General features: G+C 69.5%; 23 protein-coding genes and 1 pseudogene. 15 read left to right on the top strand and 9 right to left on the bottom strand.

The window, feature by feature from the left end; genetic code table 11:
- Positions 1-320: 320 nt before the first annotated feature.
- The 3 genes from ACFPA8_RS09750 to ACFPA8_RS09740 form a co-directional block, all read right to left on the bottom strand.
- Positions 321-2,621, bottom strand: a complete 2,301-nt coding sequence (locus ACFPA8_RS09750) for an NHLP family bacteriocin export ABC transporter peptidase/permease/ATPase subunit (RefSeq protein ID WP_386445417.1) — start codon at positions 2,619-2,621, stop codon at positions 321-323.
- Positions 2,618-3,424 (bottom strand): HlyD family efflux transporter periplasmic adaptor subunit, encoded by an 807-nt coding sequence (locus tag ACFPA8_RS09745; protein ID WP_386445414.1) that lies wholly within the window; start codon positions 3,422-3,424, stop codon positions 2,618-2,620. Before ACFPA8_RS09745 ends, ACFPA8_RS09750 begins: the two co-directional genes overlap by 4 nt.
- 358 nt (positions 3,425-3,782) lie before the next feature.
- Positions 3,783-3,995 carry a type A2 lantipeptide gene (locus ACFPA8_RS09740; protein WP_386445411.1) on the bottom strand — a complete coding sequence of 71 codons (213 nt, stop codon included), beginning with the start codon at positions 3,993-3,995 and terminating at the stop codon, positions 3,783-3,785.
- A gap of 1,161 nt (positions 3,996-5,156) precedes the next feature.
- On the opposite strand from ACFPA8_RS09740, the gene ACFPA8_RS09735 reads away from it, so the two are divergent.
- Complete coding sequence (locus tag ACFPA8_RS09735; protein WP_386445408.1) at positions 5,157-5,633, top strand: phospholipase; 477 nt, start codon at positions 5,157-5,159, stop codon at positions 5,631-5,633.
- A gap of 250 nt (positions 5,634-5,883) precedes the next feature.
- Positions 5,884-7,215: an MFS transporter gene (locus tag ACFPA8_RS09730; RefSeq protein ID WP_386445405.1), complete on the top strand. Its 1,332-nt coding sequence runs from the start codon at positions 5,884-5,886 to the stop codon at positions 7,213-7,215.
- A gap of 149 nt (positions 7,216-7,364) precedes the next feature.
- Here the strand turns inward: ACFPA8_RS09730 and ACFPA8_RS09725 are convergent, their stop codons facing one another.
- The 3 genes from ACFPA8_RS09725 to ACFPA8_RS09715 form a co-directional block, all read right to left on the bottom strand.
- Positions 7,365-7,598, bottom strand: a complete 234-nt coding sequence (locus ACFPA8_RS09725) for a hypothetical protein (protein WP_386445402.1) — start codon at positions 7,596-7,598, stop codon at positions 7,365-7,367.
- A 166-nt stretch (positions 7,599-7,764) separates the two neighbouring features.
- On the bottom strand, positions 7,765-8,181 hold the full coding sequence (locus ACFPA8_RS09720; RefSeq protein WP_386445400.1) for a CBS domain-containing protein: 417 nt from the start codon (positions 8,179-8,181) through the stop codon (positions 7,765-7,767).
- 259 nt (positions 8,182-8,440) lie between these two features.
- Positions 8,441-10,261 carry a bifunctional metallophosphatase/5'-nucleotidase gene (locus tag ACFPA8_RS09715; protein WP_386445397.1) on the bottom strand — a complete coding sequence of 607 codons (1,821 nt, stop codon included), beginning with the start codon at positions 10,259-10,261 and terminating at the stop codon, positions 8,441-8,443.
- Positions 10,262-10,540: 279 nt separating this feature from the next.
- On the opposite strand from ACFPA8_RS09715, the gene ACFPA8_RS09710 reads away from it, so the two are divergent.
- From ACFPA8_RS09710 to ACFPA8_RS09650, 13 genes are all read left to right on the top strand, one after another.
- Positions 10,541-11,371, top strand: a complete 831-nt coding sequence (locus ACFPA8_RS09710) for an SAM-dependent methyltransferase (protein ID WP_386445394.1) — start codon at positions 10,541-10,543, stop codon at positions 11,369-11,371.
- A gap of 287 nt (positions 11,372-11,658) precedes the next feature.
- Positions 11,659-12,954 carry a CapA family protein gene (locus ACFPA8_RS09705; protein ID WP_386445391.1) on the top strand — a complete coding sequence of 432 codons (1,296 nt, stop codon included), beginning with the start codon at positions 11,659-11,661 and terminating at the stop codon, positions 12,952-12,954.
- 1,232 nt (positions 12,955-14,186) lie between these two features.
- Positions 14,187-15,734: an ATP-binding protein gene (locus tag ACFPA8_RS09700; RefSeq protein WP_386445388.1), complete on the top strand. Its 1,548-nt coding sequence runs from the start codon at positions 14,187-14,189 to the stop codon at positions 15,732-15,734.
- A complete protein-coding gene (locus tag ACFPA8_RS09695) occupies positions 15,734-16,138 on the top strand; it encodes a roadblock/LC7 domain-containing protein (protein ID WP_386445385.1) in 405 nt (134 codons plus the stop codon). The genes ACFPA8_RS09700 and ACFPA8_RS09695 overlap by 1 nt, the downstream gene beginning before the upstream one ends.
- Positions 16,139-16,212: 74 nt before the next feature.
- Positions 16,213-16,494, top strand: a complete 282-nt coding sequence (locus ACFPA8_RS09690; RefSeq protein ID WP_386445382.1) for a DUF742 domain-containing protein — start codon at positions 16,213-16,215, stop codon at positions 16,492-16,494.
- Positions 16,466-17,074, top strand: a complete 609-nt coding sequence (locus ACFPA8_RS09685; protein WP_386445379.1) for a GTP-binding protein — start codon at positions 16,466-16,468, stop codon at positions 17,072-17,074. Before ACFPA8_RS09690 ends, ACFPA8_RS09685 begins: the two co-directional genes overlap by 29 nt.
- Positions 17,071-18,348: a cytochrome P450 family protein gene (locus ACFPA8_RS09680; protein WP_386445376.1), complete on the top strand. Its 1,278-nt coding sequence runs from the start codon at positions 17,071-17,073 to the stop codon at positions 18,346-18,348. Before ACFPA8_RS09685 ends, ACFPA8_RS09680 begins: the two co-directional genes overlap by 4 nt.
- Complete coding sequence (locus tag ACFPA8_RS09675) at positions 18,345-19,595, top strand: cytochrome P450 family protein (protein ID WP_386445373.1); 1,251 nt, start codon at positions 18,345-18,347, stop codon at positions 19,593-19,595. Before ACFPA8_RS09680 ends, ACFPA8_RS09675 begins: the two co-directional genes overlap by 4 nt.
- A 218-nt stretch (positions 19,596-19,813) precedes the next feature.
- Positions 19,814-20,866, top strand: a complete 1,053-nt coding sequence (locus ACFPA8_RS09670) for a polyprenyl synthetase family protein (protein ID WP_386445370.1) — start codon at positions 19,814-19,816, stop codon at positions 20,864-20,866.
- Positions 20,863-21,750 (top strand): UbiA family prenyltransferase, encoded by an 888-nt coding sequence (locus ACFPA8_RS09665; protein ID WP_386445367.1) that lies wholly within the window; start codon positions 20,863-20,865, stop codon positions 21,748-21,750. The genes ACFPA8_RS09670 and ACFPA8_RS09665 overlap by 4 nt, the downstream gene beginning before the upstream one ends.
- A gap of 22 nt (positions 21,751-21,772) precedes the next feature.
- Positions 21,773-22,735 (top strand): oxygenase MpaB family protein, encoded by a 963-nt coding sequence (locus ACFPA8_RS09660; RefSeq protein ID WP_386445364.1) that lies wholly within the window; start codon positions 21,773-21,775, stop codon positions 22,733-22,735.
- A gap of 260 nt (positions 22,736-22,995) precedes the next feature.
- Positions 22,996-23,370 (top strand): DUF3140 domain-containing protein, encoded by a 375-nt coding sequence (locus ACFPA8_RS09655; protein WP_386445361.1) that lies wholly within the window; start codon positions 22,996-22,998, stop codon positions 23,368-23,370.
- Positions 23,371-23,525: 155 nt separating this feature from the next.
- Complete coding sequence (locus ACFPA8_RS09650; protein ID WP_386445358.1) at positions 23,526-24,293, top strand: maleylpyruvate isomerase family mycothiol-dependent enzyme; 768 nt, start codon at positions 23,526-23,528, stop codon at positions 24,291-24,293.
- 54 nt (positions 24,294-24,347) lie between these two features.
- Here the strand turns inward: ACFPA8_RS09650 and ACFPA8_RS09645 are convergent, their stop codons facing one another.
- The 3 genes and pseudogenes from ACFPA8_RS09645 to ACFPA8_RS09635 form a co-directional block, all read right to left on the bottom strand.
- Positions 24,348-24,989, bottom strand: a complete 642-nt coding sequence (locus tag ACFPA8_RS09645; RefSeq protein WP_386445355.1) for a hypothetical protein — start codon at positions 24,987-24,989, stop codon at positions 24,348-24,350.
- A gap of 62 nt (positions 24,990-25,051) precedes the next feature.
- A pseudogene (locus ACFPA8_RS09640) lies at positions 25,052-25,141 on the bottom strand (IS5/IS1182 family transposase); the annotation flags it as partial.
- Positions 25,142-25,225: 84 nt separating this feature from the next.
- A complete protein-coding gene (locus ACFPA8_RS09635; RefSeq protein ID WP_386445352.1) occupies positions 25,226-26,065 on the bottom strand; it encodes an endonuclease/exonuclease/phosphatase family protein in 840 nt (279 codons plus the stop codon).
- Positions 26,066-26,093: the final 28 nt, after the last annotated feature.

Genomic DNA, 26,093 nt, shown 5'->3' with positions numbered 1-26,093 from the left:
CGGACGCCCCGGGGTCGGACGCCGCGGGGTCGGGGGCTGCGGGGTCGGGGGCTGCGGGGTCGGGGGCTGCGGCCGGTCCGGCGGCGACAACGGGTGCGACGGGTGCGACGGGTGCGGTGGTCCCGGGGGCGGCACCGTCGAGGGAGCCGTCCGCGTACGGCTCGTCGACGTGGGTCCCCGCCTCGCGTGTGCCGTTGCCGTACGTGCCGTCGCGGTGCGTCCCGGTGTCGTACGTCCCGCTGTCGTACGAACCGGAGCCGTAGCCGGTGGTGCCGTGGCCGGTGGTGCCGTGCTCCCCGGAGCCGTACGCGGATGCCACCTCAGTGCTCCTTGACCAGCTCGGCGTACTGACCCCCGGCTGCCACCAGCTCCTCGTGCCGCCCGCGTTCGACGACCGTTCCGTGGTCGAGTACGACGATCTCGTCGCTGTCCCGGACGGTGCTCAGCCTGTGTGCGATGACGACGCAGGCGCAGCCGCGGCGCCGGAGGTTGTCGATGATGACCTGTTCCGTCTGGGCGTCGAGCGCGCTGGTCACCTCGTCGAGGACGAGGATGCTGGGCCTGCGCACCAACGCCCGTGCGATCTCCAGACGTTGGCGCTGTCCTCCGGAGAGGTTCCGGCCGTCCTGCTCGACGCGGCTGTGGATGCCGCCGGGCCGGCGTGCGAAGTCGTCGAGGACGGCGGCGTCCTGAAGGGCGGCGGTGACCGCCTCGTCGGGGATCGACGGGTCCCACAGCGCGACGTTGTCGCGGACGGTGCCCTCGAAGAGGAAGACGTCCTGGTCCACGAAGGAGACGGAAGCGGCCAGGGCGCTGCGCGAGATGTCCTCCAGCGGCTGCCCGTCGATGCGGATGATGCCTTCCCACGGGCTGTAGAGGCCCGAAATGAGCCGCGAGACAGTCGATTTGCCGCTGCCCGAACCACCGACGAGCGCGACCTGGCGGCCCGGCCCGACCGACAGTGAGAACTCCGTCAGCAGCGGCTTGTCGAGGGGGCTGTAGCCGAAGGTGATGTTCTCCAGCGACACATGGCCCTTGAGACGGCGGGTGCTCGCCGCCGGAGCCCGCCGCGAATAGAGCGAGTCCACCGGGAAGTTCTCCACGTCCTTCAGCCTCGCCACGTCGGCGGCGAAGTCCTGGATGCGTCCCGCGACGCCGTTGAGGCGGGTGATGGGGGCGGTGAAGCGCGTCACCAGCGCCTGGAACGCCACGAGCAGGCCGATCGAGATGTGGCCCTCCACCGCCCGCATGCCGCCGATCAGCAGGATCATCGCGCTGTTGAGCGTCGCGAGCGTGGGTGCGACGACGGCCAGGGCCGCGCTCGGCACGCCCAGCTTCTGCTGCTCCTCCAGCGTGGTGGCGTGCTGTCCGGCCCAGCGGCGGAAGTAGCCGTTCTCGCCGCCGGTGGCCTTCATCGTCTCGATCAACTGGAGGCCGGTGTACGAGGTGTTGGTCAGCCGGGCGGTGTCGGCGCGCAGCTTCTGCGTGCCTGTCGCGCGCAGCCGGATCACCACACGCATCGCCACGACGTTCAGCAGGGCGATCAGCACGCCGATCATGGTGAGCTGGGGATCGTACGTCCACAGCAGCACCGCGTAGAGCACCACGACCACGGCGTCCACGCCTGCGGCGGCCAGGTCCCGGGCCAGGGTCTCCGCGACGGTGTCGTTGGACTGCAGACGCTGTACGAGGTCCGCGGGGCTGCGCTGCGCGAAGAACGTGACCGGCAGTCTGAGCAGATGGCGGAAGAAGCGGGCACTGCTGAGCGTGGAGGAGATGATGCGTCCGCGCAGCAGGTTCGCCTGCTGGAGGCCCGTCAGCACGGCGGTCAGCAGCACCATCGCGCCCATCGAGGCGAACAGCACGCTCAGCAGCGAAGTCTCGTTCCCTATCAGGAACATGTCGATGTACGTGCGGCTCAGTGCGGGCACCGCCGCCCCGACGGCCACGAGCAGGAGGGACGCCAGCAACGCGGCGAGCATCGTGCCCGTCGTGCCCCGCAGCCGGGCCGGCATGGCGCTCAGGAATCCGGGCCGCCTGCCGCCGGGACGGAAGTCCTCACCGGGCTCGAAGGTGAGTACGACGCCAGTGAAGCTGGTGTCGAACTCCTCCAGAGCCACGAACCGGCGCCCCTTGTCGGGGTCGTTGATGAACACGCCGCGCCGGCCGAAGCGTCTGCCCATGCCGTCGTAGACGACGTAATGGTTGAACTCCCAGAACAGCACTGCCGGTGCGGCGACCGCTGCGAGCGCGGCGGGCTCCATCTGCATGCCCTTGGCCTGCAGGCCGTAACTGCGGGCCGCCTTCAGCAGGTTGCTGGCCCGCGAACCGTCGCGGGAGACACCGCAGGCGATGCGCAGTTCTTCGAGAGGGACGTGACGGCCGAAGTGGCCGAGCACCATGGCCAGCGCGGCGGCGCCGCACTCCACGGCCTCCATCTGGAGCACGGTGGGGCTGCGGATGGCCTTGTACTCGGGCTTCGGCACGGGGGCGGGACCGGCTTGCGCAGCCGTGCCCGTACGGCGCCTGCCGCCGCCCCTGGCGCTGGGGCGGTGCTTGCCCCGGCCCGGTGGCGGGAGCCCGGGCTGCCCGGCCGTCGTCGGTTCCTGCTGGGCGGTCACGGGAGCAGCCAGTCGACGGGACGCTGGGAGGGCTGGTGTATCGCTCCGTCAGCCATGGTCATGGAGTCCAGCCCGTACGGCGGGCCCTCCTCGGAGGACCATCGGTAACCCGACTCGGTGTCGGCCGTGCGCTCCAACTGAACCATCACCGCCACTGGTTGGCCCTCCTTGGAGAACTCCTCGGCGAGCTGCGCGTTGCCGAGGAACCCGGAGAGCTGCTGCCGCGTCTGCGGGGCCCTGCCGACGGCTTTCACCTTGCCGCGCAGCACCCCGTACTTGTCGGTGGGTGCGGACTGCACCGTCAGGTCGACCTCTGCTCCGACGCGTACGGACGCGCCGTTGCCGCCCGGCACGTAGACCATGGCCACGAGGGGTTCGTCGGTGGACTGGATCCGCTCGACTGTGGCGACGTCCTTGCCGGTCGTGACCACGGTGCCGATCTTCGCCGTCAGTGTCGTCACCCTGCCGGCGGCGACTGTGCGCACGGCGCGGAAGCCGCGCGCCGTGCGGACCTTCAGCACGGGCGTACCGGCCCGCAGCATCGTGCCCTCCTCGGCGAGGACTTCGGTGACCTGGCCCGAGACCGGGCTCTGCAGGACGTAACTGCCCTGGGCGTGGGTGAGGATGCCGGGTGCGTGCAGCTTCCCCGACACCTTGCCCGTGAGGGCCCAGTAGCCCGCACCGGCCATGACGAGCACGGTCACGAGCAGCACCAGCCACCCCTGCGGCCGCGCGAAGCGCACGGGCAGGTCGAGTTCCTCGGGGGACTGCAGCTTGGAAAACGCCTTCTGCCGGAACTGCACGGGGCTATTCCCTCAACTGCGTTCGTTGCTTTCGGGCACGACGCTTCCTTCGGGCGCGACGCCATGCCGACGCCGGGACGAATGGCGGATACCGGTGACCGGAGCAGGTGAAACGACGGGCCCGGACAACGGCAGTGGCTGACAGAAGAATTGGCAGCGACTGACAGCAGCGCCTCACAAAGGACCGGGGAAACACCGGTATTGCTTCGGCGCGGACGATTCCGGACGCATCCGTGAGCCCCGGAACGAAATGGTTCCGGGGCTCACGTTCACCCCACCGGTATTCGGATGCACCGGGCGTGCGGAGCTTCGCACTGCTCAGCACGGCCTGCTCCGCTGCTCGGTGAGAGGTGTCGCCTCAGAGGCCGGCGAGACCCGTGACCTGGGAGGTGTCGATGCCGGTGACGCCGGAGACGGTGCCGTTGACGGTGGCGACGGTCTCGGAAACCGGGGCGACGGAGTCAGCGGTGCTGACGGCGGTGCCGACGACCGCACCGAGAACGCCACCGGAAACGTTGTCCAGGTCGTTGTCGGAAATCTCGCGGGTCTCAACCTGGGGCGTGAAGTCCATGACTTGAGCTTCCCTTCGCTTGCTCTGGATGTTCTCTCAATAGCATCGGCCGGCTCGGGGATAAAGCCGTCCGGCCGTACGAGCGGTCGTCTGATGCCCGACAACGGGAACCATTCGTTCAACTTCCGCGTCTGGGCCGATCAAAGCACGCGCCGGCGCTGCCGGGCCACTCGCTCGTGCGCTGGTTCGGCGCAGATCCGGGCACGTTGTTTCTTCGGCGTGCAGTCCCGTCCACGAATTCGTGGCGATCTCTTCACTTGCCGCGCCCCATGTGACGGAGCTCGAAGTGCGTGTGCGTACGGCCAATTGGACATTCCCGCACCAAGCTGACCGCGTCGCGGGGGAGTGCGAACGGCTGTCCGGGGTCATGTGCCTCCCGTACGAACCACTTGTGCAGGTTCGCTGAAATCAGGTCCGCAGCACTGCACTTACTGGCCTCCGGGGCTTCTGACCTGGCCATGTTCCGTCCCGGAGTGGCAGTCGGAGTTCGGTGACAGGAGGTGACCGGCGGAGTCCGCACTGAAGTCGGTGTTTCCTTAAGGACGCCTAAGGCGCACTACGGGCGAAATGGCTTGTTCAAATGGTGAGACATGCTTGCCGAATTCGCGCCGGTTTTTGCACGGCGCCCTGTTCCGTCAACTCGGTGCAGAGCGGCGGTTGCTGACGACGGCACAGGGGGCTGTGCTGCCCGTGCCTTCGGAGGCCCCCGCCCCGGAGGTGAGGGGCCGTCAGGTGCGCGCGTCGCGCGCGGGGCGGGCGGTCGGGCGGTCCGGTCCTGCGGCCGAGCGTCGGCCCTCAAAGGGGGAATGGCTCCGCGCCGAGCCGTTCCTCCCGAGGGCCGGGGAGGTGCGCGGATCATCGGCTTTACGGTCAAACGTCGCGGATATCGAAAAACCGTGACGATCCGTCAGCCGTTTCGTTATTGAAGTGCCAGGCTGGTCGTGGGCTTCTTCCCCCACGTTGGCGACCGAGGCCCCGGGATCCGTCCCGGGGCCTCGGGTCGTTGATCCGGGTTGCCCAGGGGGCCCGGCTGTCCGTATGCAGCCGGTTTTCGGCTCGAATTCGTGGGCGCACGCGACTACTTGGAAAGCGATTGCTCTGTCATGCTCATGCATTGCCCGGTCCGACGGCCGGACCGGCGTCCCCCCACGGAGGTATGAAATGCGTCGAAGACTCACTGCGGGTCTGGTCGTTTCATCCGCGTCTCTCCTCGCCGTCATCGGCTCCGCGACGACCGCCGTCGCCGACCCCGCCGACAAGCCCCAGGTCCTCTCCAGCTGGACCCAGACGAGCGCCTCGAGTCAGAACGCCTTCCTCAGTGCCCGTGGGGACCAGGGCTCCTGGGCCGCCTACAACTTCGACTGGTCGACGGACGTCTGCTCCTCGTCCCCGGACAACCCGTTCGGCTTCCCCTTCGAGAACGGCTGCATCCGGCACGACTTCGGCTACCGCAACTACAAGGCCCAGGGCACCTTCGAGGCCAACAAGTCCCGCATCGACAGCGCCTTCTACGAGGACCTGAAGCGCGTCTGCGCCGGCTACAGCGGCGCCACGCAGGCCTCCTGCAACGCACTTGCGTGGACCTACTACCAGGCAGTGGTGGTACTGGGCTTCGAGAAGGGCAGCCCGGTCGGCTGATCCGGCACAGACCGGAGTTCCAAGCGCGCGACCACGCCCGCAGACGTACATGACCGCGCGGGGCGCCCCGAGACGGCGCCCCGCGCGAACTCTGCGCCCGCTTCACCCGCGCCCGCGTCACCGTCCCTCCGCACCGGTGACGCCACAGGCGGGACACGTTCAGCCGCCGCGCAAGCAGCGCGCAAGGGGCGCACAGGACGCTGTCCCCGCCCTGCCCCTTGCCTGCCGGACGCGCACCGCGGAGAACGAGATGACCCAGGAGACGACGACCCCGTACGAACCCGGCGTCCGCCGAGCCGTCGTCGACGGGACCGGACCGCCGGTCACCAAGGGCTGGACAGCACGCTACGCGCTCGCCAGCACCGGCATGTGGCTCGCCTTCCTGACCCCTGCACAGGTCCAACTCGCCCGTCAGGCCGAGGTGTTCGCGCCGGACGGCAAGGAGGCCCTGCTCGGTCTGGCCACCGGGGTCGGTGCCGCGGTCACAGCGGTCGCGGTCCCCGCGTTCGGAGCCGTCAGCGACAGGACCCGCTCGCGTTTCGGCCGCCGCAGGCCGTGGGTGGCGCTGGGGAGCCTGCTGGCCGCCGTGGGGCTCCTCCTGCTGGCCACGGCGACCGGAGCCGTGACGATGGTCTGCGGATGGGCCGTCGCCCAGCTCGGACTCTCCGCCGTGCAGGCGGGTCTGGTCGCCACCATCCCCGACCGGGTGCCGAGACCGCAGCTGGGCACCGTGGCCGGATGGGCCGGGATGACGCAGATGCTGGGGGCCCTGCTGGGCACCGTCCTGGTCAATCAGCTGGTCACGGGCCTCGTCGCCGGGTACGCGGCCTGCGCGGTGATCGCCGTGGCCGCCGTCGTCCCGTTCCTCGCCGGACACCGCGAGGAGGACACGCGCGGCGCGGCCTCAGCTCCGGCTGCCCCCGCCCCGGCTGCCTCTGCTCCTTCCGCCGGGCCGGCCGGAACCGGCGCGGCGAGTGCGCCGGCGAAGACCGGACGTCCGCTGCGGGCCCGCCTGTCGGCCGTGCCGCGCGACCTGCTGTGGACGTGGGTGAGCAGGTTCCTCGTGGTCCTGGGCTTCGCGCTGGTCACCCAGTACCTCCTCTACTACCTGACGGACGCGCTGCACGTGGAGGACCCCCAGCAGGCGATGCTGACGGTCACCGCCGCGACCGTGCTGTGTGCCATGGCGGCCGCGCTGATCGCGGGACGCTGGTCGGACAGGGTCGGCCGCAGGCGGGTGTTCGTCGCCGCCGGTGGTGCCGCCATGGGCCTGGGCGCCCTCGGCCTGGCGCTCGTGCCGAGCTGGCCGGTCACTGTCGGCGCGGCGATCGCGGTCGGTACGGGCTTCGGCACGTTCCTCGCCGTCGACCTGGCCGTCATCGCCTCCGTGCTGCCCTCGGCCGACGACACAGGACGCGACCTGGGGATCTTCGCCATCGCCACGGCGACTCCGCAGGTGCTGGCGCCCCTTCTGGCGGTGCCGGTCCTGGCCGTCTCCGGCTACGGCGGGCTGTATCTGCTCACAGCCCTTGTCAGCGCTGCCGGCGGTGCGGCGGTGCTGCTGGTGCGCTCCGTCAGATGACGCCGGCAGGCGCACGCGACTGCGGCGCCCTCGGGCTCCCCGTACTCCGGTGCCACGACCGGAACGCCGGGCGGGACCGGTGAGGGGAGCGTGAGGGCGCGAGCCGAACGCCACCGGCCGAGCCGGTGGCGTTCGGCTGCCGGCCGTTCTCAGACGCTGTCGGCGAGCTCCATCCGGCCCTGCATACGGGCGCAGTTCGCACAGCAGTAGTACCGCCCGTCGGCCTGCAGGCCGTGTCCCAGGATGCGGCACCCGCAGTTCTCGCAGATGGGCGCCATCTTCTGTGCGGCGCATTCGAAGCTGTCGAAGACGTGCACGGCTCCGGCCGCGCGGACTTCGAAGGTCTCCTCGTAGTCGTTTCCGCAGACCTCGCATACGGCCATCTCGGCTCCTCGGTGGCGTGGAAGGAAGGGAGTGACGTGGAAGCGGACTGTGTCGGTCGCAGGTCTTCGCAGGTCATGACAGGTCGTCGAAGGTCTTCACAGTTCTACCCGCTGTTCCGGCTGTTCCGGCTGTGAGCCGGCGTACGCCGCCGGGCGGACGCAGCCGTCAGTCCGCCGACAGGGCCTCGACGAGTGCACCCGTCGCAGCGTTCGGCAGTGAACGGGCCACGTCCGCGACCGCGACCATGCCGACGAGCCGTTTTCCGTCGATCACGGGCAGACGGCGCACCTTGTGGCGGGCCATGGTGGCCAGCACCTCGTCGGTGCTGTCGTCGGCCCCGATCGTGACGGCCTCCTGCTGGTTGAGGTCGCCGGCGGGGAAGGCTCCGGGATCACGGCCCTGGCCGAGCACCTTCACCACGATGTCCCGGTCCGTGACCACACCCTTGAGCTTGTCGTCCTTGCCGCAGATCGGCAGGGCGCCCAGGCCGGTCCTCGTCATTATCCGAGCGGCGTCGGCGGCGGTCTGATCCGTCTTCACATACTCCGCGCCGGGGCTCATCACGTCTCGTGCTGTAGTCATGGATCGCTCCTGACGGCATACGTCCACGGCACCGCAGTGCCTGCTCCCGCTTCCTGTGAAGCGCGAACCGTGCGGCGGCCGGGTAGCACGCTGCGGGGACGTTCAAACCTGGCGCCGCCCGAGGGGAGCCGCCCGGGCCTCATACGCGCCCTCACACGCGACGGTGCCCCGTCCCGTGGAACTCCTGGGACAGGGCACCGTCGCGCACAGCCGGGCCGGGAGGGACGCCGTTCGCGTCCCCCGGGTCACGGACGGGACGTCACTCGACGACCTTGATGCGGTCCGCCTTCGGCGGGGCCAGCGGCTCCGACTCCGAGGAGTGCTCCGCGAAGTACGCCTCCAGCGCCTCCAGGTCGGAGTCGGCCACGAGCTTGTCCTTGGCCTCCTTGAAGACCGGGAAGCCGTCGCCGCCGCCCGCGAGGAACTCGTTCATCGCGACGCGGTAGGTCGCGGCCGGGTCGATCGCCTTGCCGTCCAGCTTCACCGAGTCCTCGACGATGCGGTCCTTGCCGGACTTGGTCAGGTCGAGGGTGTAGGTGAAGCCCTCGGAGACCTGAAGGATCTTGGGCTCCTCCTCGTTGGCTCCGGTGACCTGCTGCTGGAGGGCGGTGATCAGCTGCTCGCCGGAGAGGTCGACCGACGTCATCATGTTGGTGAAGGGCTGCACGGTGAAGCCCTCGCCGTACGTCACCACTCCGTCGCCCTCACTGCCCGAGGCGGCGTGGGTGAGGTCGGAGCGGATGCCGCCGGGGTTCATCAGCGCGAGCTGCGCCCCGCCGTTCTCCTCCGTCGCCATCGCCTCCAGTTGCGCGTCGGAGACGAGGTCGCCGAGCGGCGACTCCGGTGTGGTGGCGCCGCGTCCCTCGATGTCGTCGGAGATGTAGCCGATCGGCTTGTTCGCGACGGGCTCCGCGAGCTTGTTCCACCGCTTGATGAGCGACGTCATGTCCTTGGCCTTGGACTGCTCGCGGCTCACGACGTGGTTGGCGGACTTCACGCCGGTGCGCACGATGTCGTCGGTGCGGCGGTCGTAGGTGAGCGTGGTGTCCGTGTAGAGCTTGCCGAACGAGGAGGCCGAGGTGACCGTACGCGGGTTGCCCGCGGGGTCGGGGACGGTGCAGGCGTACGCCGCGTGCGTGTGGCCCGTCACGAGTGCGTCGACCTTCGGGGTGATGCCCTTCGCGATGTCGGAGATCGGTCCGGAGATGCCGTCACCGGGGCCGGGGCTGTCGCAGTCGTAGTTGTACTCCGGCTTCTTCGGAGTCCCGCCCTCGTGGATGAGTGCGACGACCGACTTGACGCCCTTCTTCTCCAGCTCCTTGGCGTACTTGTTGACCGTCTTGATCTCGTCGTGGAACTTCAGGCCCTTGACGCCCTCTTCGGTGACGATGTCGGGGGTGCCCTCCAGCGTGACCCCGATGAACCCGATCTTGACGCCCTTCTTCTTCCACACCGTGTACGGCTTGAGGATGGGGCGCTTCGTCTTCTCGTCGGTCACGTTCGCAGCGAGGTACGGGAAGTCGGAGCCCTTGAACTTCTTGCCCTCCTCGGAGCAGCCGTCCTCGGGGTGGCAGCCGCCGTCCTGCATGCGCTTGAGCTCTTTGCGGCCCTCGTCGAACTCGTGGTTGCCGACGCCGGCGACGTCCAGCTTCGCCTTGTTGAGCGCCTCGATGGTGGGCTCGTCGTGGAAGAGGCCGGAGACGAGCGGGCTGGCGCCGATCAGGTCGCCGGCGGCCGCGGTGACGCTGTACTCCTGGCCCTTGCGCGCCTTGCGCAGCGACGTCGCGAAGTACTCGGCACCGCCTGCCGGGATCTTCTCGATCGTGCCGTCTTCCTTCTCGCGTGTCACCTCGCCGGAGGAGCCCGCCGGGGGTTCGAGGTTGCCGTGGAAGTCGTTGAAGGAGAGCAGCTGCACGTCGACGGTGCGGCCTCCGGCCTGCCCCTTGCCCTGGCCGGCCTGTGTGCCGCCGGTCTCCGCGCCGGCCGGCAGAGCCGCCGCGAGCACGCCGGCGGCAGCCACGGCTGCCATGCCGGCCACCAACAGATTCCGGCGTCTGCTCCGTTGAGGTATCGCTGACATCGAGGTTCTCCTTCTAGGACTGAGCGGGCCGCAGGCAGCCTATTGTCAACGCGCGTAGTCCCGCAGGGGTCTTGCGGTAACGACAATGTTGCGGCATGGGAGCCGGAGGAGAACCTCCGGGGGCGGCGGGTGGGGGCCGCGTCCGTCCCACGTGTCCGCAGCCCCCGGAACCCCGACCGGGAGACGGTGCCAAGATGGTTGTGCCGAGGGCCAGTTGGCAGTGCGGGCCACGTGCGGGCCACGAGCCGGGGAGCTCGGTCGTACTTCCGGGAGGGCACAGTGAGCAGTGACGGACGGGACCAGGACGTGCACGGAGCGGACGAAAACGCCCATCTCAGGATCGATACGAGCAGGCCCCACACGGCCCGCGTATGGAACTACTGGCTGGGCGGCAAGGACAACTACGAAGTCGACCGCGAGACGGGCGACCAGATCCGCCGGCTCCACCCGGGCATCGGCGAATACGCCCGCGCGGACCGCCGCTTCCTCGGCGAGGCCGTGTCGTACCTGGCCCGGGAGGCGGGCATCCGGCAGTTCCTCGACATCGGCACGGGTCTGCCCACGGCCGACAACACACACGAGGTCGCCCAGCGCGTCGCACCCGAGAGCCGGGTCGTCTACGTCGACAACGACCCCATCGTCCTCGTGCACGCCCAGGCACTGCTCACCGGCACACGCGAAGGCAGCACCCACTACCTCGACTGCGACCTGCGGGACGTCGACACGATTCTCGAACGGGCAGCGGAGACACTGGACTTCGGCCGGCCCGTCGGACTGATCCTGCTGGGCGTGGTCATCTTCGTCGAGGACGACGAGGAGTCGTACGGGATCGTGCGGCGGCTGCTCGACGCGCTGCCCTCCGGCAGCCACCTCGCCCTCTCCCACACCGTCACGTCCCCCGGCATGCCCGACGTGGACGACGCCGTCGCCTTCTGGAACGCCAACGGCACCCCGAAACTCACCCAGCGCACGCCGGAACAGATCGAGCGCTACTTCGACGGCCTCGAACTCCTGGAGCCCGGAGTCGTCTCCTGCTCGCGCTGGCAGCCGGGCAGCAGTCTCGACGCCCCGGACGTGGCGATGTTCGGCGGGGTCGGCCGGAAGCCGTGACCGCAGGGGGCCGCCGGTCAGAGGGGCCGCGCCGCCGGCGATGAGGGGGTGCGGGGACCTGACCCCGGGCGTGCTCGCGCGGAGGCCGGACGACTACGTCGGGGTGCTCTTCGGCCGGTACGGCTGAGCCGCCGGCCGTGAGGCGATGCCCATCGCTTCACGCGCCGTCAGCCGCGGGACACGGGCGGGTGGCGGGTTGGGCCGTTCGGCTCCGAGCTGCGGCGGCGTGCATGTGCGGGCCATATACGTGGGTTTGTCGACTTTCTCCGGGAGAGAGCGAGACCCCCATGACCGCGCACATACGCAAGGCCGCCCTGCTCGCCGCGGCGACGACACTGCTCGGGACGCTCGCCGGCTGCGGCAGCACCGACCACCGGCCCCACCCTCAGGACCAGCGCCACAAGGAGCGGGGCAGCCAGGACGCGGCCGCGCAGAGCGCACCGTCCAGGGCTGCCGGGCAGAAGCCGTTCACCCTTGTCGCCACCGGCGACATCCTGTCCCACGACTCGGTCATACGGCAGGCCCGTGCGGACGCGGGAGGCTCCGGCTACGACTTCCGCGAGATGCTCTCCGGGGCCAAGCCCCTCGCTTCCCGGGCCGACCTGGCGATATGCCATATGGAGACCGTCTACGGGGCCTCCGGCGGGCCCTTCACCGGCTATCCCGCCTTCAAGACGCCGCCCGACGTGGCGGGGGCGATCAAAGACACCGGCTACGACAGCTGCTCCTCGGCGTCGAACCACACCATGGACGACGGTTTCGAGGGCGTGCGGCGCACGATCAGGGGCATGGACGAGGCGGGCCTGAAGCACGCCGGTTCCGCCCGGTCCAGGAAGCAGCAGAGCCGCCCGACCCTCATGAGGGCGGGCGGCGCGACTGTCGCCCAACTCGCCTACACCTACGGGACGAACGGGCTGCCCGTGCCGAAGAAGCAGTCCTGGGCGGTCAACCTGATCGACCCGGCGCGCATCATCGCCGACGCCCGCGCCGCGCGCCGGGCGGGGGCGGACGTCGTGGTGGCGAGCCTGCACTGGGGGACCGAGTGGCAGGAGGCGCCCGACCACCAGCAGAAGACCCTCGCGAAGCAGTTGACCAGCTCCCGCCACAAGGGCCGCAAGGACATCGACCTCATCATCGGTACGCACGCGCACGTGCCGCAGGCGTACGAGAAGGTGAACGGCACGTGGGTCGTGTACGGCATGGGCGACCAGCTCGCCGGGAAGATGAACGACCCGCGCGGAGCGATGAGTTCGGCAGCGCGTTTCACCTTCGTACCGCCGAGGGGCGGGGAGTCCCGGCGGACGGAGGAGACCCTGGAGGGGAAGGTGCCCCTGGAGGCGAAGCCCGGCGGCGGGCGGCGGGCCGCCGAGGACGGGCGTCCCGCCCGTGACCGCGAATGGACGGTGAAGAAGGCGGAGTTCGTGCCCTTCTTCGTCCAAACCTCGCCGCGGATCAGCGTGGTCGACCTGAGTTCCCCGGCGGCCCGTGCGGGCGGAGCCGGGCGGGCCGAGGCGTACAGCAAGATCAGGAAGGCCGTGCTGAGCCGCGGTGCGGCGAAACAGGGCCTGCGCATGGGCGACTGAGCGGCGCCGGCGCAGCACACGGGATACGGGACTTCGGCCGTCACCTCATGGTCTCTCCGGGGGCGACGGCAGTCCCGTGCTTCCCGGGCCGCCCTGCGGTGCACCGGCCCCGGCGCGGGGCGTGACGGCTCCCGCACTCCCGATCGGTGTGCGGCGACGGCGAGTTGGACGCGGTTGCGGCTTCCCGTCTTCGTCATGCCGCGCCGCGGCGTCCTCCCGGAGGAGGGGGCCGGGCTCCTGCTTCGGGCCGCCGGTACGGCCCGGCGGCCGGGGCATTTTGCCGCGTGCGGCTCCGGGACCGGCGGCGACCGTCCGCCGGCGACGGGCGGCGCGGAATCGAGAGGAAACCCAGCCATATGCCGTCGAACGAACTCCTGCACCGTCTGACTGTCCTGATCCGGTACGTGTTGTTCGTCGTATTCGCCTTCTAGGGCAGCGTCAAGCTGCTCGGTGGCCAGTACGACTACGGGGACCGGGTGATCTCCAATCGCACCGCCGACGGTACGAGCGTCGTGTGGGCGTTCTACGGATACTCGCCCGTGTACGGCCGTTTCACCGGTCTCTGCGAACTCGTTCCGGCGCTTCTTCTGCTCTCGCGCAGGACGGCCGCGCTGGGGGCGCCGGCGCTCTTCGGAGTCTCGCCGAACATCACTGTGATGGATTTCGCTCACGGTTATCCGGCGGTCAAGTACTTCCCCCTCGCTGTACACCCTGCTGTGCCTCTTCCTGCTCGTACGGGACCGGGAGCGCCTGGCGGCCGCTTTCCGGGCCCCCGTGCGGCGGACAAGAAATACCGGCCCGCCGGTACGGAAAGCCGGGGCGGCCGCTCGGGACCGTGGATCGCGGCCCCGTGGCGCCGGGCCGCAAGCCGCCGTTCACCCTGAATTCCGATACGAATCCACGGCTCGTGACTCAGAGGGATTGATGGTTCGATTCAGGCCGCGGTGTCCCCGCCGCGCGCGCACTTGAAACCGTTTTCTCACACCTGTGATGCCCGTTCTGGGTGGCGATTCCAGACTTGATGTGAATCCCCGGAACTTTGCGTTGTGCCCGCTTCGGTATAGGGGGTGCACAGAAGGGAAAGGGGGGCCTTCGCTGCCCTGTGCAGGCAACTCTCGATGGGGGACCCTCAACTTCCGCTTTTTGGCGCAGAGTTACTGTTAGGGCTTCTACACTGACGCAGCGTCAGCCCGTCATTGCTCGTCGTCGATAAGTGAAAGCTGCGGTCAAATTTGAGTACCCAATCATTCGCCGAGCGGCCAGGACCCGCCAAGCAGAACCTGTGGCCCATTGCGCTGGTATTCGCGGGGGCGGCGTTCGCCGCTCAGATCGCCTGCTGGTGGGTGCGGTCTCCCGCGGTGATGGCCGGTGGATCCGTGGCCACGCTGGGGCTTCTGCTCTGTCTGCCGCATCTGTGGCGCCGGCACCGGGAGGACATCGACCGCGCCGCCGGAAGCCAGGAGCAGGCCGAGCAGATACGCCGCGCCGCCGAATCCCAGCTCGGCACCGAACGCGCCCACATGAACGAGCAGTGGCAGTCGTGGAGACAGAGCCAGCTGGAGGCGTTCCACGAGTCGGTCGAGATCTGGTGCCACGACCTGCGCACCGTGCTGACGGAGCGGAAGAAGCCCGAGATCTCGCTGCCGCGGCTGAGCCCGCAGACGGCGAAGCTGCTGGACCGGGCGCTCGAAGAGGTCGACGAGGAGCTGGTCGACGTCCAGGACGCCTGTGAGCACGCCGTCGTCTTCCTGGCGCAGCGTCTCCAGGCCGGCGGGCTGCAGATCCAGGAGAGGACGAGCGGGCTGATGGGCCGTCCGGAACCCGGACTGCCCGAACTCGGCATGGAGATCGACCACTTGGCGACGACGTTCGCCCACCACGCGCAGAGCCTGCGCATCCTGGGCGGCTCCTGGACCGGGCAGCAGTGGCAGCAGACGGTCCCCCTCACCGACGTCGTGCGCGCCGCCGGCGGTCAGATCACCGACTATCAGCGTGTGGTCATCGGCGGCGAACCCGACCTGGGTGTCAAGGACTTCGCAGCCGAGTGGCTGATTCACCTCGTCGCGGAGCTCCTGGGCAACGCGACGACGTACAGCCCCAGCACGAAGGAGGTCACCGCGCAGCTGGAGGCCGTGCCCTCCGGAGCGGTCATCCAGATCGACGACCGCGGGACGGGCATGACGGAGGCCCGGCTCCAGCGGGCCCACGAACTGGTCGCGGGGGAACGCGACATCACGCTGCGCGACCTTCAGACGCCGCAGGTCGGACTGGCCGTGGTCGGCAACATCGCCCGCCGGCTCAAGCTCCATGTGAGCCTGGGCCGTTCGCCGTACGGAGGTATCCGGGCCGTCGTGCTGGTCCCCATGGATCTGCTCGAAGCCATCGACCCGGTGGACACGATGCCGCTCCCCGAGGGAGTGGTACGGGAGGCGACACCGTTGGCGAACGAGCGGGAAGAGACACGGACCGCCGTTCCCGCCCCTGTGCCGCACCCCGCTCCCGAGCGGGCGGTCACGCAGCAGGCCCCGGCAGCGCCGTCCGGCGGCGGCACCGGCGAACTCCCGCGCCGCAAGCCCGCCGAGGAGGGGGCCGGGTCGGGGCTCCCCCGCCGCCGCTCTCCCCGCCACTCGCGACCCGCTGCCGTCGCCGAGCCCCAGCAGCACGGCGCCGCCACCGAAGACGACCCCGAAGCCGCCGCTTCCTTCATGAGCACCTTCGTGCTCGGGGGCCGCACCGATTCGCCCGACGAAACCGACTCGCCCATGGGGGAGAACGACTGATGAGGCAGGAAGCAGCTGCGCACGACCAGTCCTGGATGCTCAGTGACGTGGCTGATGTCCCTGGTGTCCAGCATGCGGTGGTGCTCAGCGCCGACGGACTGGTCAGGGCCCGGACCAGCAGCCTCGATGCCGACGACGCCGACACGCTCGCCGCGGCGGCTGCCGGGCTGCAGTCCCTGGGCACCAGCCTGGCCGGCCGGTTCGGCGAAGGCGGCACCAAGCAGCACATGATCGAGTGGAAGGGCGGTTTCCTGTTCCTGCGCGCCGCGGGGGACGGGTCGAGGCTCGCAGTGATCACCAGCAACAGGGTCGACCCGGGCGTGATCGCCTCCCAGATGGTGCTCCAGGTACAGCGGTTCGGCGAGCACCAGGCCACACCTCCAAGGAGGCAGTCAATACCGTGACCGAGCCGGGAAGAGGACCTGTCCGGCCCTATGTCCTCACAGGTGGACGCGCTCGACCTCGGCGTCGGCTGGCAGTGGAGACATTGCTGGAGACCGTCGACGCAGAGAAGACAGAACTCCCCGTCACCGCCGGCCGGCAGGAGCAGATGCTCTGGCGGTTGTGCAGGCACCGGTTGTCCGTCGCGGAGACCGCTGCCCACCTGGGCCTGCCGGTCAGCGTGGTGATGATCCTCGCCTGCGACCTGATCGACGCCGGTTACGTGACGACGCGTTCCCAGGCGCCCCAGGCGCAGCTTCCCGACGTGCACATACTCCAAGAGGTGTTGGATGGACTCCGCAGACAACTCAGCGCCTGAACCGCGCTATCTGGCCTCCACCGTCGACCAGGCGCTGAAGATCCTCGTGGTCGGCGCCTTCGGGGTGGGCAAGACCACCCTCGTCGGAAGCGTCAGCGAGATCGACCCGCTGCGCACCGAGGAGACGATCACTCAGGCCAGCAGCGGCGTCGACGATCTCTCCGGGCTCACGACGAAGACATCCACCACGGTGGCGATGGACTTCGGCCGCATCACGCTCAACTCCCGCATGGTCCTCTACCTGTTCGGCGCTCCTGGGCAGCGTCGCTTCTGGGACCTGTGGGAGGGCCTGGTCATCGGGGCGATCGGGCTGCTCGTCCTCGTCGACACCCGCCGGCTGGAGGACAGCTTCGAGATCCTCGACCAACTCGACCTGCGCGGACTGCCGTTCGCCGTCGCCATCAACTACTTCCCCGATTCCGTCCGCTACGACGACGCGGACCTGCGGGACGCCCTGGACCTGCTGCCCGAGACCCCGCTGGTCCACCTCGACGCCCGCAGCCACGACTCCTCGACGCAGGCCCTGATCGCCCTCGTCGAGTACGCCGCCCGTCTCAAGGCACAGGAGAAGGTCGCTTGACCACCCCAGGCACGCTGGACACCCATCCGGCCCGAACTCTCGTATCCCTGACCAACATCACCCAGTCCAGGGACCCGCACCGCATCTACGACCAACTGCGTTTCCAGTACGGTCCCGTCGCACCCGTGGAGCTGGAGCCCGGAGTGCGGGCGTGGCTGGTGATGGGCGTCGAGCAGCTGCGCATCATCACCGAACGTGAGGCGTTCTTCTCGCGTGACGCGCGCAACTGGCGCGACCTCAACGAGGGCATCGTCTCGCCCGACTCGGGGCTGCTGCCGATGATGGGCTACCGGCCCAACGTCATCGGGGCCGACCAGCAGGAACACCGGCGTCTGCGGCAGCCGCTGGACGACGGCATCGGCCGCATCAACCACCGGGCGCTGCGCCGTCAGGTGCAGTACATCTGCCGCGAGCTGATCGCGACGTTCTCCCAGCAGGGGTACGCCGACCTCGTCGCCAACTACGCCGCGTACGTGCCCATGCTGGCCGTCGCGAGCCTCTTCGGCCTCGACATGAGCCAGGGTCACGAACTGCGCGCCGCTCTCATCGCGCTGTTCAGCAGCCAGACCGACTCCCAGGTCGGCAACCGGAGCTTCGAGCAGATCCTCTTCGACACCCTGCGGGAGCGGCAGCAGAACCCCACCGACGACCTCACCACCGCCCTGATGAACCACCCCAACCTTCAGGACGACCCCGAGGTCCTCCAGTCGATGGTGGTGATGATCTCCGCGGGCAACGAGACCACGACCTGCTGGATCGCCCACACCCTCTACCGGATGATCACCGACACGTCGTTCGACGACCGGCTGCGCGGTGGCCAGCTCGGCGTGGACGACGCCCTCGACGAGGTGCTGTGGCGCGAACCGCCCATGACGCACATGCCGGCCCGCTACGCACTGCGCGACATCGACCTCGGCGGTCAGCCCATCAGGCACGGCGACGTCCTCATCCTCGGCCTGTCCGCGGCCAATTCGGACCACACCCTCGCTCCGCCCGGCAAGAAGCAGCCCAACAACCGTGCCCACATGGCCTATTCGGCGGGTCCGCACATGTGCCCCGCGCAGGACACGGCCCGTGTGATCACCCGTACGGCCGTGGACACCGCGCTGCACCTGCTGCCCGGCCTGCGGCTGACCATCAGTCCCGACGAGGTCACCTGGAACCCCTCGCCGTGGACCCGCTGCCCCACCCAGCTGCCCGTCTCGTTCGCAGTTGTTCCGCACTTCAGCAGTCCCGTGTCCGACCGCCTTCGTCCCGTTGGAGACCATGCATGACCGCCGACCAGGCACACACGTCCGGTGTCCCGCACCTCGTCCTCGACCCCCACGGGCGTGACCATCACGGTGAAGCCGCCCGGCTGCGGGAGCGGGGACCGGTCGTCCGCGTCTCCCTGCCCGGAGACGTCACGGCGTGGAGCATCGCGCGCCACGACCTGCTCACACAGCTGGTGATGGACCCCCGTATCTCCAAGGACTGGCACAACTGGGGCGCCATGCAGCGTGGTGAGATCCCCGACGACTGGCCGCTCATCGGCATGGTCAAGGTCACCAACATGGTCACCGCCGACGGGGCGGAGCACCGGCGGCTGCGCAAGCTCGTCAGCCAGACCTTCACCGCGCGCCGCGTCGAGGAACTGCGTCCCCGTACCACCGCGATCGTCGACCGCCTCCTGGACGAACTGCCCTCCCACACCGCGCCCGACGGGACGGTGGACCTGCGTCAGCACCTGGCCTACCCCGTGCCGATGCAGGTGATCAGCGACCTGTTCGGCATCCCCGAGTACGAGCGTCCGGAGCTGCGGGAAGCAGTCGACAAGATCTTCCGCTCCGACCTCGACCCCGAAGAGGTCGCCGCGAACCAGATCGCCGTGTACCAGCTCCTCGCCCGCGTCGTCGAACTGCGCGGCAAGGAGCGGGGCGACGACCTCACCAGCGCGCTCATCACCGCCCGGGAGGCCGAGCCGGACGCCCTCACGCAGGAGGAACTCGTCGGCACACTCCTCGTGATGCTCGCCGCCGGGCACGAGACGACCCTCAGTCTCATCGTCAACGCGGTCCGTGCCCTGCTGACCCACCCCGGCCAGCTCGCCCTCGTGCAGAGCCGCGACGACCTCTGGCCCGCCGTCGTCGAGGAGACGCTGCGCTGGGACGCCCCCATCGGCAACTTCCCCTTCCGCTACCCCACGGAGGACATCGAGATCGGCGGCGTCGTCATCCCGGCAGGCGACCCGATCATGGCTCCGTACAGCGCGGTCGGCAGGGACACCGCCCAGCACGGCCCCGACGCGGGCAGTTTCGACGTCACCCGCCGTCAGGAGCGGCATCTGGCCTTCGGCCACGGTGCGCACGCCTGCCTCGGTGCGCCCCTCGCCCGGCTCGAAGCGGGCATCGCGCTGCCGAAGCTCTTCGCCCGCTACCCCGAACTGTCCCTGGGCACCGACCCGGAGACCCTCGCCCCCGTCCCGTCGATGTTCTCCAACAGCGTCACCACTCTGCCCGTGCGGCTCGGTCCGGAGGCGTGACGCCCACCCCGCCCATGCGGCCCGGCGGCCGGCGGCGGACGTACGTCTCCGCCCGCCGGCCGTCCGGGGCCGCCCCCCGGCCCCGGCCCGGCCGCGCCTGACGCCCGGCTCCGGCACCACCAGCCGGGCGCACAACCCCCCACTCACTCCAAGAACCCTCTGCACGAAGGCGGTTGGCAGGAAGCACCATCCACGCTGCACGGAAGGCGAGACGACCCATGCTCGACGCACAGGGCAACCCCGAACCTTTCGCACCCTCCCGAATCCCGTCCGAGAAGCGCCCCTTACGTGTCGTGGAGTCCCGGCAGACCGCCCGCCACAGCCTGGAGAGCTGGCTGGACTCACGCAACGAGGATTCCCTGGCCGAGCAGCACCGGTGGGCCCTGGCGCCGCCGGGCAAGCTGCTGCGCCCCGTACTGCTGCTGGAGTCGGCGCTGGCTCTCGGCGGCAGTGCCGACCAAGTCGCCCCGCTCGCAGCGGGATTCGAGCTCATGCACGTCGGCAGCCTCATGCACGACGACATCATCGACGGCGACGAACTGCGCCGCGGACGTGCCGCCAACCACAGCCGCTACGGCGTCGACCGGACCGTGGTCGCCGCCGACGCACTGTTCTTCGCCGTCTTCCAGACCCTCGGCGAGTGCCGGCTGCGCGGCGTCCCCGACCGCCTGATCACCGACGTCACCGCCGTCGTCGCCGAGGCCGGGCTGGACATCACCCGCGGCGCGACCATGGAGCTCGACCTCAGCGGCGTCCTCCACCCGGACACCGGCACCTACCTCGAACTGGTACGGCTGAAGACCGCGGCCCTGCTGCGCGCGGCATGCCGGAGCGGGGGCGTACTCGCCGACGGAAGCCCCGAACACGTCGCCGCCCTGGCCGACTTCGGCGAATCGCTGGGCGTCGCCTTCCAGATCAAGGACGACCTGCTTCCGTACACCGCCCCGCCGGGGACAGCAGGCAAACCGCCCACCAGCGACCTGCGCAACAGACGGCCCGCCCTGCCCCTGCTCCTCGCCCACCGCCACGGCGACGACGCCCAGCGGGCGCTGCTCACGGAGCTGCTGACGGGGGAGGGCGAGGAGGAGCTGCGCCAGGAACGTCTGCACCGGCTGCTGGAGACCACCGGTGCGCTGAAGGCCGCCCAGGACACCGCGAACCGCCGGCTCGAACGCTGCCGGAAGGCACTGGAGGCACTTCCGCACAGCCCTCACCGGAGCCGACTCGCCGCCCTCGCCGACCACTTCAGCAGCCGGGAGCAGATCCGATGACCATGACCGTCGCCGTTCAGCTGCCCCGCCGCATGTGGCGCGAGGTCTTCATCAGCTGGCGTTTCGTCAGCAACGACTTGTGGTCGACCGTCGTGCCCGCCTCCTGCTTCGTCGTCGCGGCCGTCCGGCACGCCGGCCTCGGCGCTGCCGAGGCGGCCGCCGCCTTCGCCGGCGGGCTGCTCTACTTCTGGCTGTTCATCTACGGATCGAGCCTCATCAACCAGATCACCGGAGTCGAGGAGGACCGGCTCAACAAGCCCTTCCGTCCGCTCGTCACGGGCGACAGCAGTTACCGCGGAGCGAAGGCGCGCCTGATGGCGGTGAGCGTCGTCTTCCCGGCGCTCGGCTGGCTCCTGGGCGTACTGCTGTGGGCGTTGCTGTGGCAGTTGCTGTACATGCTGCACTACGCGTGGGGAGGGCACCGTCACTGGTTCGGCAAGAACCTCCTCATCGCGCTCGGTGTCGTCTCCCAACTCGCCGCCGCCTGGCAGATGGTGACGCCGATCACCACTGCCGTGTGGCAGTGGATCGTCACCATGGCCGCCCTGACGTTCCTGATCATCGGGATACAGGACCTGCGGGACGTGGAGGGGGACAGGCTGCTGGCCAGGAGGACCATGCCGATCGCCCTCGGGGACACCCGCTGCCGCCTCGTGCTCGGCGTGTGCTGCGTGGCGCTCCTGCCCGTCACCCACTTCGTCATGGTCGCCCCCGCCGGCTTCCACTGGTGGACCGTCGTGATCGACGCCGTGCTGGGCGGTGCGAGCCTGCTGCTGGCCGGCCGCGTCGTGCTGCTGCGCGGCCCGGCCGAGGACCACCGCACCCAGCGGGTCGTCGAGTGGTGGTACACGTTCGTGCTCGCCACCGCCATCGTCCTGCTGTGACGTACACGAAAGGAGAAGACGCATGCTCCTTCACCACCGCCGCCGCTACGAACGGCTCGGCTCCATGCGGCAGTTGGATGCCGAACGCGACTGCGCGGAGATCTACCGGCAGTCGGTGACCCTCGAATTCCCCTGGGACTACACCCGTTCACTGGAACTGGCGCTCTACCGCACCTACGCCGTCCCGACGATCGGCCGTCTCCTCGCCCGTACGGGAGAGCTGACGGAACGTCCGCAGAAGCGTTACGACGACACCGCGCTGCTCCTGGACTCCGTACTGGAGCACGGCTTCGAGGCCGAGCGGGGCAGAACGGCGATCCGCCGCATCAACCAGATGCACCGCAGCTACGACATCTCCGACGACGACATGCGCTACGTGCTCAGCACCTTCGTCGTGATGCCCGCGCGATGGCTCGACCGCTACGGCTGGCGCCCCCTCAGCGAACACGAGAGACGCGCGACGGTGGCCTACTACCGGCTGCTCGGGCGGCACATGGGCATCAGGAACATCCCCGGAACGTATGAGGAGTTCGTGCGCTGCCTCGACGACTACGAGGAGGAGCACTTCGGCTGGGACGAGGGCAGCCGCGCCGTCTCCGACGCCACTCTGGCCCTCATGGTGTCCTGGTACCCGCGGCCGCTCGCCCCCGTCACGCGCCGCGCCGCGAAGGCGCTGATGGACGACTCCCTGCTCCGCGCCTTCCGCTACGGACGGCCTCCCGCAGCGCTCCGCACCCTCGTGCGCGGCGCTCTGCGTGTCCGGGCGCACGTCCTGCGGCTGTTCCCGCCCCGCCGCACACCGCGCTACGGGCGTCAGAACCCGCTCATCAGGACCTGCCCGGGGGCGAGTTCGGGCGACTACAGCGTCGCAGGACTCGGCACGTTCCCCTCCGCTGGAGAGCCGTCGGCCGCGACGGGGCCCCGCGCCGCGGCGGGCAGTCCGGCTTCGGAGGGGAATTCGGAGGGGAGAAGCGGCGACAGGTGAGGAGACGAGAGGTGAGGTGAGGCGGGGTACGGGGCACGGCAACGGTGCAGGCGGGTGCGAGAGGCGCGGCCTCGGACGGGTGACCCGGTTGACGTGGCGATCCGGGGGACGGGGGACGGGGGACGGGGGACGGAGACGCGGACCGGGGCCGGCCGGTCCCGCCCGGCTTCCACGCTGTTTCCGTCCCCGTGCGCGGGCTACCCGTCGTCGGAGGCGCCGCCGAAGGGGGCGGCCGCAGCCCACGCCGGAAGGAGACGGCCATGACGGAGATCTCCGAACACGAGCGGGACGAGCTCTGGGAAGAGTTCCATGCCGTGGTCAACATGACGTCCCGGGAACTCGAGGAATGGCTCCGGACCCGCTCGGCGGGCCAGGAGACCGAGGAGCTGCCGGACCAGGCGGGAACCGAGAACGGACGCCACGTGCTGAGGATCCTCGGCAAGCGCCGCAGGGACCTCACCGACGACGACGTCCGCGTCATGCGCAAGGTCGTGGGCATCGTCACCGCCGAGCGGGGTGCCGACATGGAACCCACCACGGGCCAGCCGAACTGGCGTCACCGCCTGATGACGCTGGGGCACGACCCGATGAAGCCCGTCACCGCGGGCGCGGGCAGCGCACGCGGCGGCCGGTGACACCCCCGCCGCCTTCTCCGCGCGCAGCGGCCCTTCCCGGCCCGCAACGGCCGTTGCCGCTCTGCGGCCGGTGCGGGCCGGGACGCCACCCCTGCCGGGCCGGCCCATGGGAAAAGGGGCGCCGCTTTCCGGGAAGCGTGTGCTGAACTCCCGGCATGGAGAACTCCAGATTCCTCGAATGCCTCGCGTCCGACTTCGACCGGCTGAGGGCCGTCGCGTCCAGTGACCTGACGGCGGCGGTGCCGAGCTGTCCCGGCTGGACCGTCACCGATCTGACCCGCCACGTGGGCGAGGTGTATCTGCACAAGACCCTCGCCATGCGAGAGGGCGCCGAACCCGACCCGTGGCCGCCGCGCGAACTCGCGTCCGAGGAGCCGTTCGTGCTGCTCGACCGTGCCTACGCGGGGCTCGTCGGCGAATTCGCCGCTCGCAACCCCGGTGATTTTGCGGGCAGTTGGTACACCCCGGACCGGACCGTCGGCTTCTGGATCCGGCGGATGGCGCAGGAGACGGCCGTCCACCGCATCGACGCCGAACTCGCCGCAGGCGAGCCGGTCACGCCGGTGCCGGACGACCTCGCCGTCGACGGCGTCGACGAACTGCTCCATGTCTTCGTGGCTTACGCGGTCGCCGAGTGGGGGCAGTACTTCACCGGCATCCTGTCCGGCTCCCCGGGCCGTACGTACGTCCTGAGGACGAACGGAGCGGCATGGCGGGTGCGGACAGGCCCGGGTCTCTTCGCCGTCGAGCGCGGGCGCGACGTCGACGGCCCGGCTGACGTGACCATCGGCGGTCCGCCTTCGGCGCTGCTGCGCTGGGTGTGGAACCGCGACGCTGCGGGCGAGTCGAACGGCGTGACGGTGGAGGGGAGTCCGGAGGCCGTCGGGGAATTGCGCCGGTGCATCGTCACGGCGACCCAGTAAGGCCGGTGGGGGAGGCTCTGAACGATCGCACAACGTCGTGATCGATTACCGGGATTACCGGGAAGGGCTCACTGTTTGTCCATCGGGAACCTGAGGGGATGCCTCTTCCTCTTCGGATGATCGAGGGGCATCATCCTCTGCGAATTCCCGCTGTGCCAGATAAATCCTGGCGTCCACAAGGCAAGAATACAGGAAGTAAAGCAGCATCACGCACAGCGTGACGGTGCAGAAGGCGAGGATGTAGTTACCGAGAGAGTTCTGCGAGTTGCCTTCCGCGGGCTCCTGGAAGGAGAGCATGAGGAGGCCGAGCAGTGTTGCGGCCATAACGGTGACGCAGCAGAAGACGCGTCCGATATGAAGCTTGCGCATTTTCTCCCGCGACTGGGATGCATTGTCCGGGAGGTGTTGCCTCATTGTGGAGTACAAAGCTGTCGAAGCAGTGGTGGATGCCGTGATGACACCCATCAGAATCGCTGCGGTATCCCTGGTTCCGGCCGCAGCCTCTTCGGTCAGCTCGCTTTCCCCGACGAGTAGCTTGAAGGCGCCTGCGACAGTGAAGGCGACGGAATTGAAGATCGCCCCTGTTATTACGCCGATGTATTTGAGGGCGCCGACCAGGTCATCGTATACGCGGCTCAGGTCGGATAAGTAATCGCCCAGGTTGACCAGTTCGACAATGCGCCCGGCCAAGTGCATGACTCTTCTCCCCGGCCTTCGGTGATCTTGATTTTGGGTGGTTCTTCAGGCGGCCGATCAACCACGTAATGGTACATCGACAGGCCGTTGTCGCAGGCGAGTTGGGACAGGTGAGTGCCATTGATGAACCAGCGCAGAATGAGCACCGCCTGCGCTCTTCAGGCGGGTGGCCACCGTCGTCCACCACGGCGGGGCGGGCACGACGACCGCGGCCGCCCGGGCCGCCCGTCCTCGCTCTACTTCTCCTTGGAGACCACGCTCATGTGAACGGGCCGGTGGTCGGAGTGGAGTCGCTTCATACAGCCCTGGTCCCGCAGCACCGTCCAGGACTTGTCGAAGGCGAAACCGTCGATCCGTCCGCCACGGGCGCTGGTACCGCTCGAACACGGCGTGCCCTGAAGCCAGTTGGTCGTCATGCCCAGTCTGCGGTTCACCGGGACCGGGCTCCACGGCTCGCGGCGCACGTCCAGAGGGTGGTTCCAGTCGCCGCCGACGACGGGGTGCCTTCCCTTGCCGCGCAACTCCCCGACCAGCTTGCGGTAGTTGCCGTTCATGGTGACGTAGAGATCCCGCATGGCCGGGTCCTTGCTCGCGTTCGGCGGGTAGTGCAGCCCGACCGCCGTGTACACGCGCTCGGTTCTCACGTCCTTCAGGGCCGCCCACAGCAGGTGGCGGTCGTACGCCTTGCTGCGGAACGCGACGCGCGACCCCTGGCCGACGGGCTCGAATCTCTTCCTGTTCCAGGCGACGGCCGAGGCGCCCTTCGCGCGGTCGGGCTGGAAGACCTTCCAAGTCCCCTTGGGGCTCAGCCCGTCGACGAGCGCCTGCACGTCGCGGTGGCGAACCTCCTGGAGCACCATGACGTCCGGCCGGGCGGACATCACGTGCTTCACCTGCGCGCGGGCCTTCTTCGCCGACAGGCCGAACGGCACGTTCGCCGTGACGAACTTCACCGGGGCGACTGCTGCCCGCTCCTCGTTCCCGGTGGGCGACGCGGCACCCTCGCCGGCCAGCAGCCCGCCGCCCAGTGCGGCAAGGGGCAGTGCGAGGAGCGCGATCCTGCGGGCCGACGTCATGATCTCCTCCGCTGCGGGTCGACTTCGG

This window comes from Streptomyces ovatisporus (assembly GCF_042653885.1).
In the GTDB taxonomy this organism is placed as follows: domain Bacteria; phylum Actinomycetota; class Actinomycetes; order Streptomycetales; family Streptomycetaceae; genus Streptomyces; species Streptomyces ovatisporus.
The sequence above is the reverse complement of the archived record's forward strand: the minus strand, read 5'-3'. Positions and strand labels throughout refer to the sequence as shown.

What these genes read in the sequence shown, in the direction of transcription:
- ACFPA8_RS09635 (WP_386445352.1), bottom strand. Translation starts at nt 26,065, where the DNA reads ATGACGTCGGCCCGCAGGATCGCGCTCCTCGCACTGCCCCTTGCCGCA.
- ACFPA8_RS09740 (WP_386445411.1), bottom strand. Translation starts at nt 3,995, where the DNA reads ATGGACTTCACGCCCCAGGTTGAGACCCGCGAGATTTCCGACAACGAC.
- ACFPA8_RS09660 (WP_386445364.1), top strand. Translation starts at nt 21,773, where the DNA reads ATGCTCCTTCACCACCGCCGCCGCTACGAACGGCTCGGCTCCATGCGG.
- ACFPA8_RS09735 (WP_386445408.1), top strand. Translation starts at nt 5,157, where the DNA reads ATGCGTCGAAGACTCACTGCGGGTCTGGTCGTTTCATCCGCGTCTCTC.
- ACFPA8_RS09720 (WP_386445400.1), bottom strand. Translation starts at nt 8,181, where the DNA reads ATGACTACAGCACGAGACGTGATGAGCCCCGGCGCGGAGTATGTGAAG.
- ACFPA8_RS09725 (WP_386445402.1), bottom strand. Translation starts at nt 7,598, where the DNA reads ATGGCCGTATGCGAGGTCTGCGGAAACGACTACGAGGAGACCTTCGAA.
- ACFPA8_RS09705 (WP_386445391.1), top strand. Translation starts at nt 11,659, where the DNA reads ATGACCGCGCACATACGCAAGGCCGCCCTGCTCGCCGCGGCGACGACA.
- ACFPA8_RS09695 (WP_386445385.1), top strand. Translation starts at nt 15,734, where the DNA reads ATGAGGCAGGAAGCAGCTGCGCACGACCAGTCCTGGATGCTCAGTGAC.
- ACFPA8_RS09665 (WP_386445367.1), top strand. Translation starts at nt 20,863, where the DNA reads ATGACCATGACCGTCGCCGTTCAGCTGCCCCGCCGCATGTGGCGCGAG.
- ACFPA8_RS09675 (WP_386445373.1), top strand. Translation starts at nt 18,345, where the DNA reads ATGACCGCCGACCAGGCACACACGTCCGGTGTCCCGCACCTCGTCCTC.
- ACFPA8_RS09730 (WP_386445405.1), top strand. Translation starts at nt 5,884, where the DNA reads ATGACCCAGGAGACGACGACCCCGTACGAACCCGGCGTCCGCCGAGCC.
- ACFPA8_RS09715 (WP_386445397.1), bottom strand. Translation starts at nt 10,261, where the DNA reads ATGTCAGCGATACCTCAACGGAGCAGACGCCGGAATCTGTTGGTGGCC.
- ACFPA8_RS09670 (WP_386445370.1), top strand. Translation starts at nt 19,814, where the DNA reads ATGCTCGACGCACAGGGCAACCCCGAACCTTTCGCACCCTCCCGAATC.
- ACFPA8_RS09685 (WP_386445379.1), top strand. Translation starts at nt 16,466, where the DNA reads ATGGACTCCGCAGACAACTCAGCGCCTGAACCGCGCTATCTGGCCTCC.
- ACFPA8_RS09650 (WP_386445358.1), top strand. Translation starts at nt 23,526, where the DNA reads ATGGAGAACTCCAGATTCCTCGAATGCCTCGCGTCCGACTTCGACCGG.
- ACFPA8_RS09655 (WP_386445361.1), top strand. Translation starts at nt 22,996, where the DNA reads ATGACGGAGATCTCCGAACACGAGCGGGACGAGCTCTGGGAAGAGTTC.
- ACFPA8_RS09645 (WP_386445355.1), bottom strand. Translation starts at nt 24,989, where the DNA reads ATGCACTTGGCCGGGCGCATTGTCGAACTGGTCAACCTGGGCGATTAC.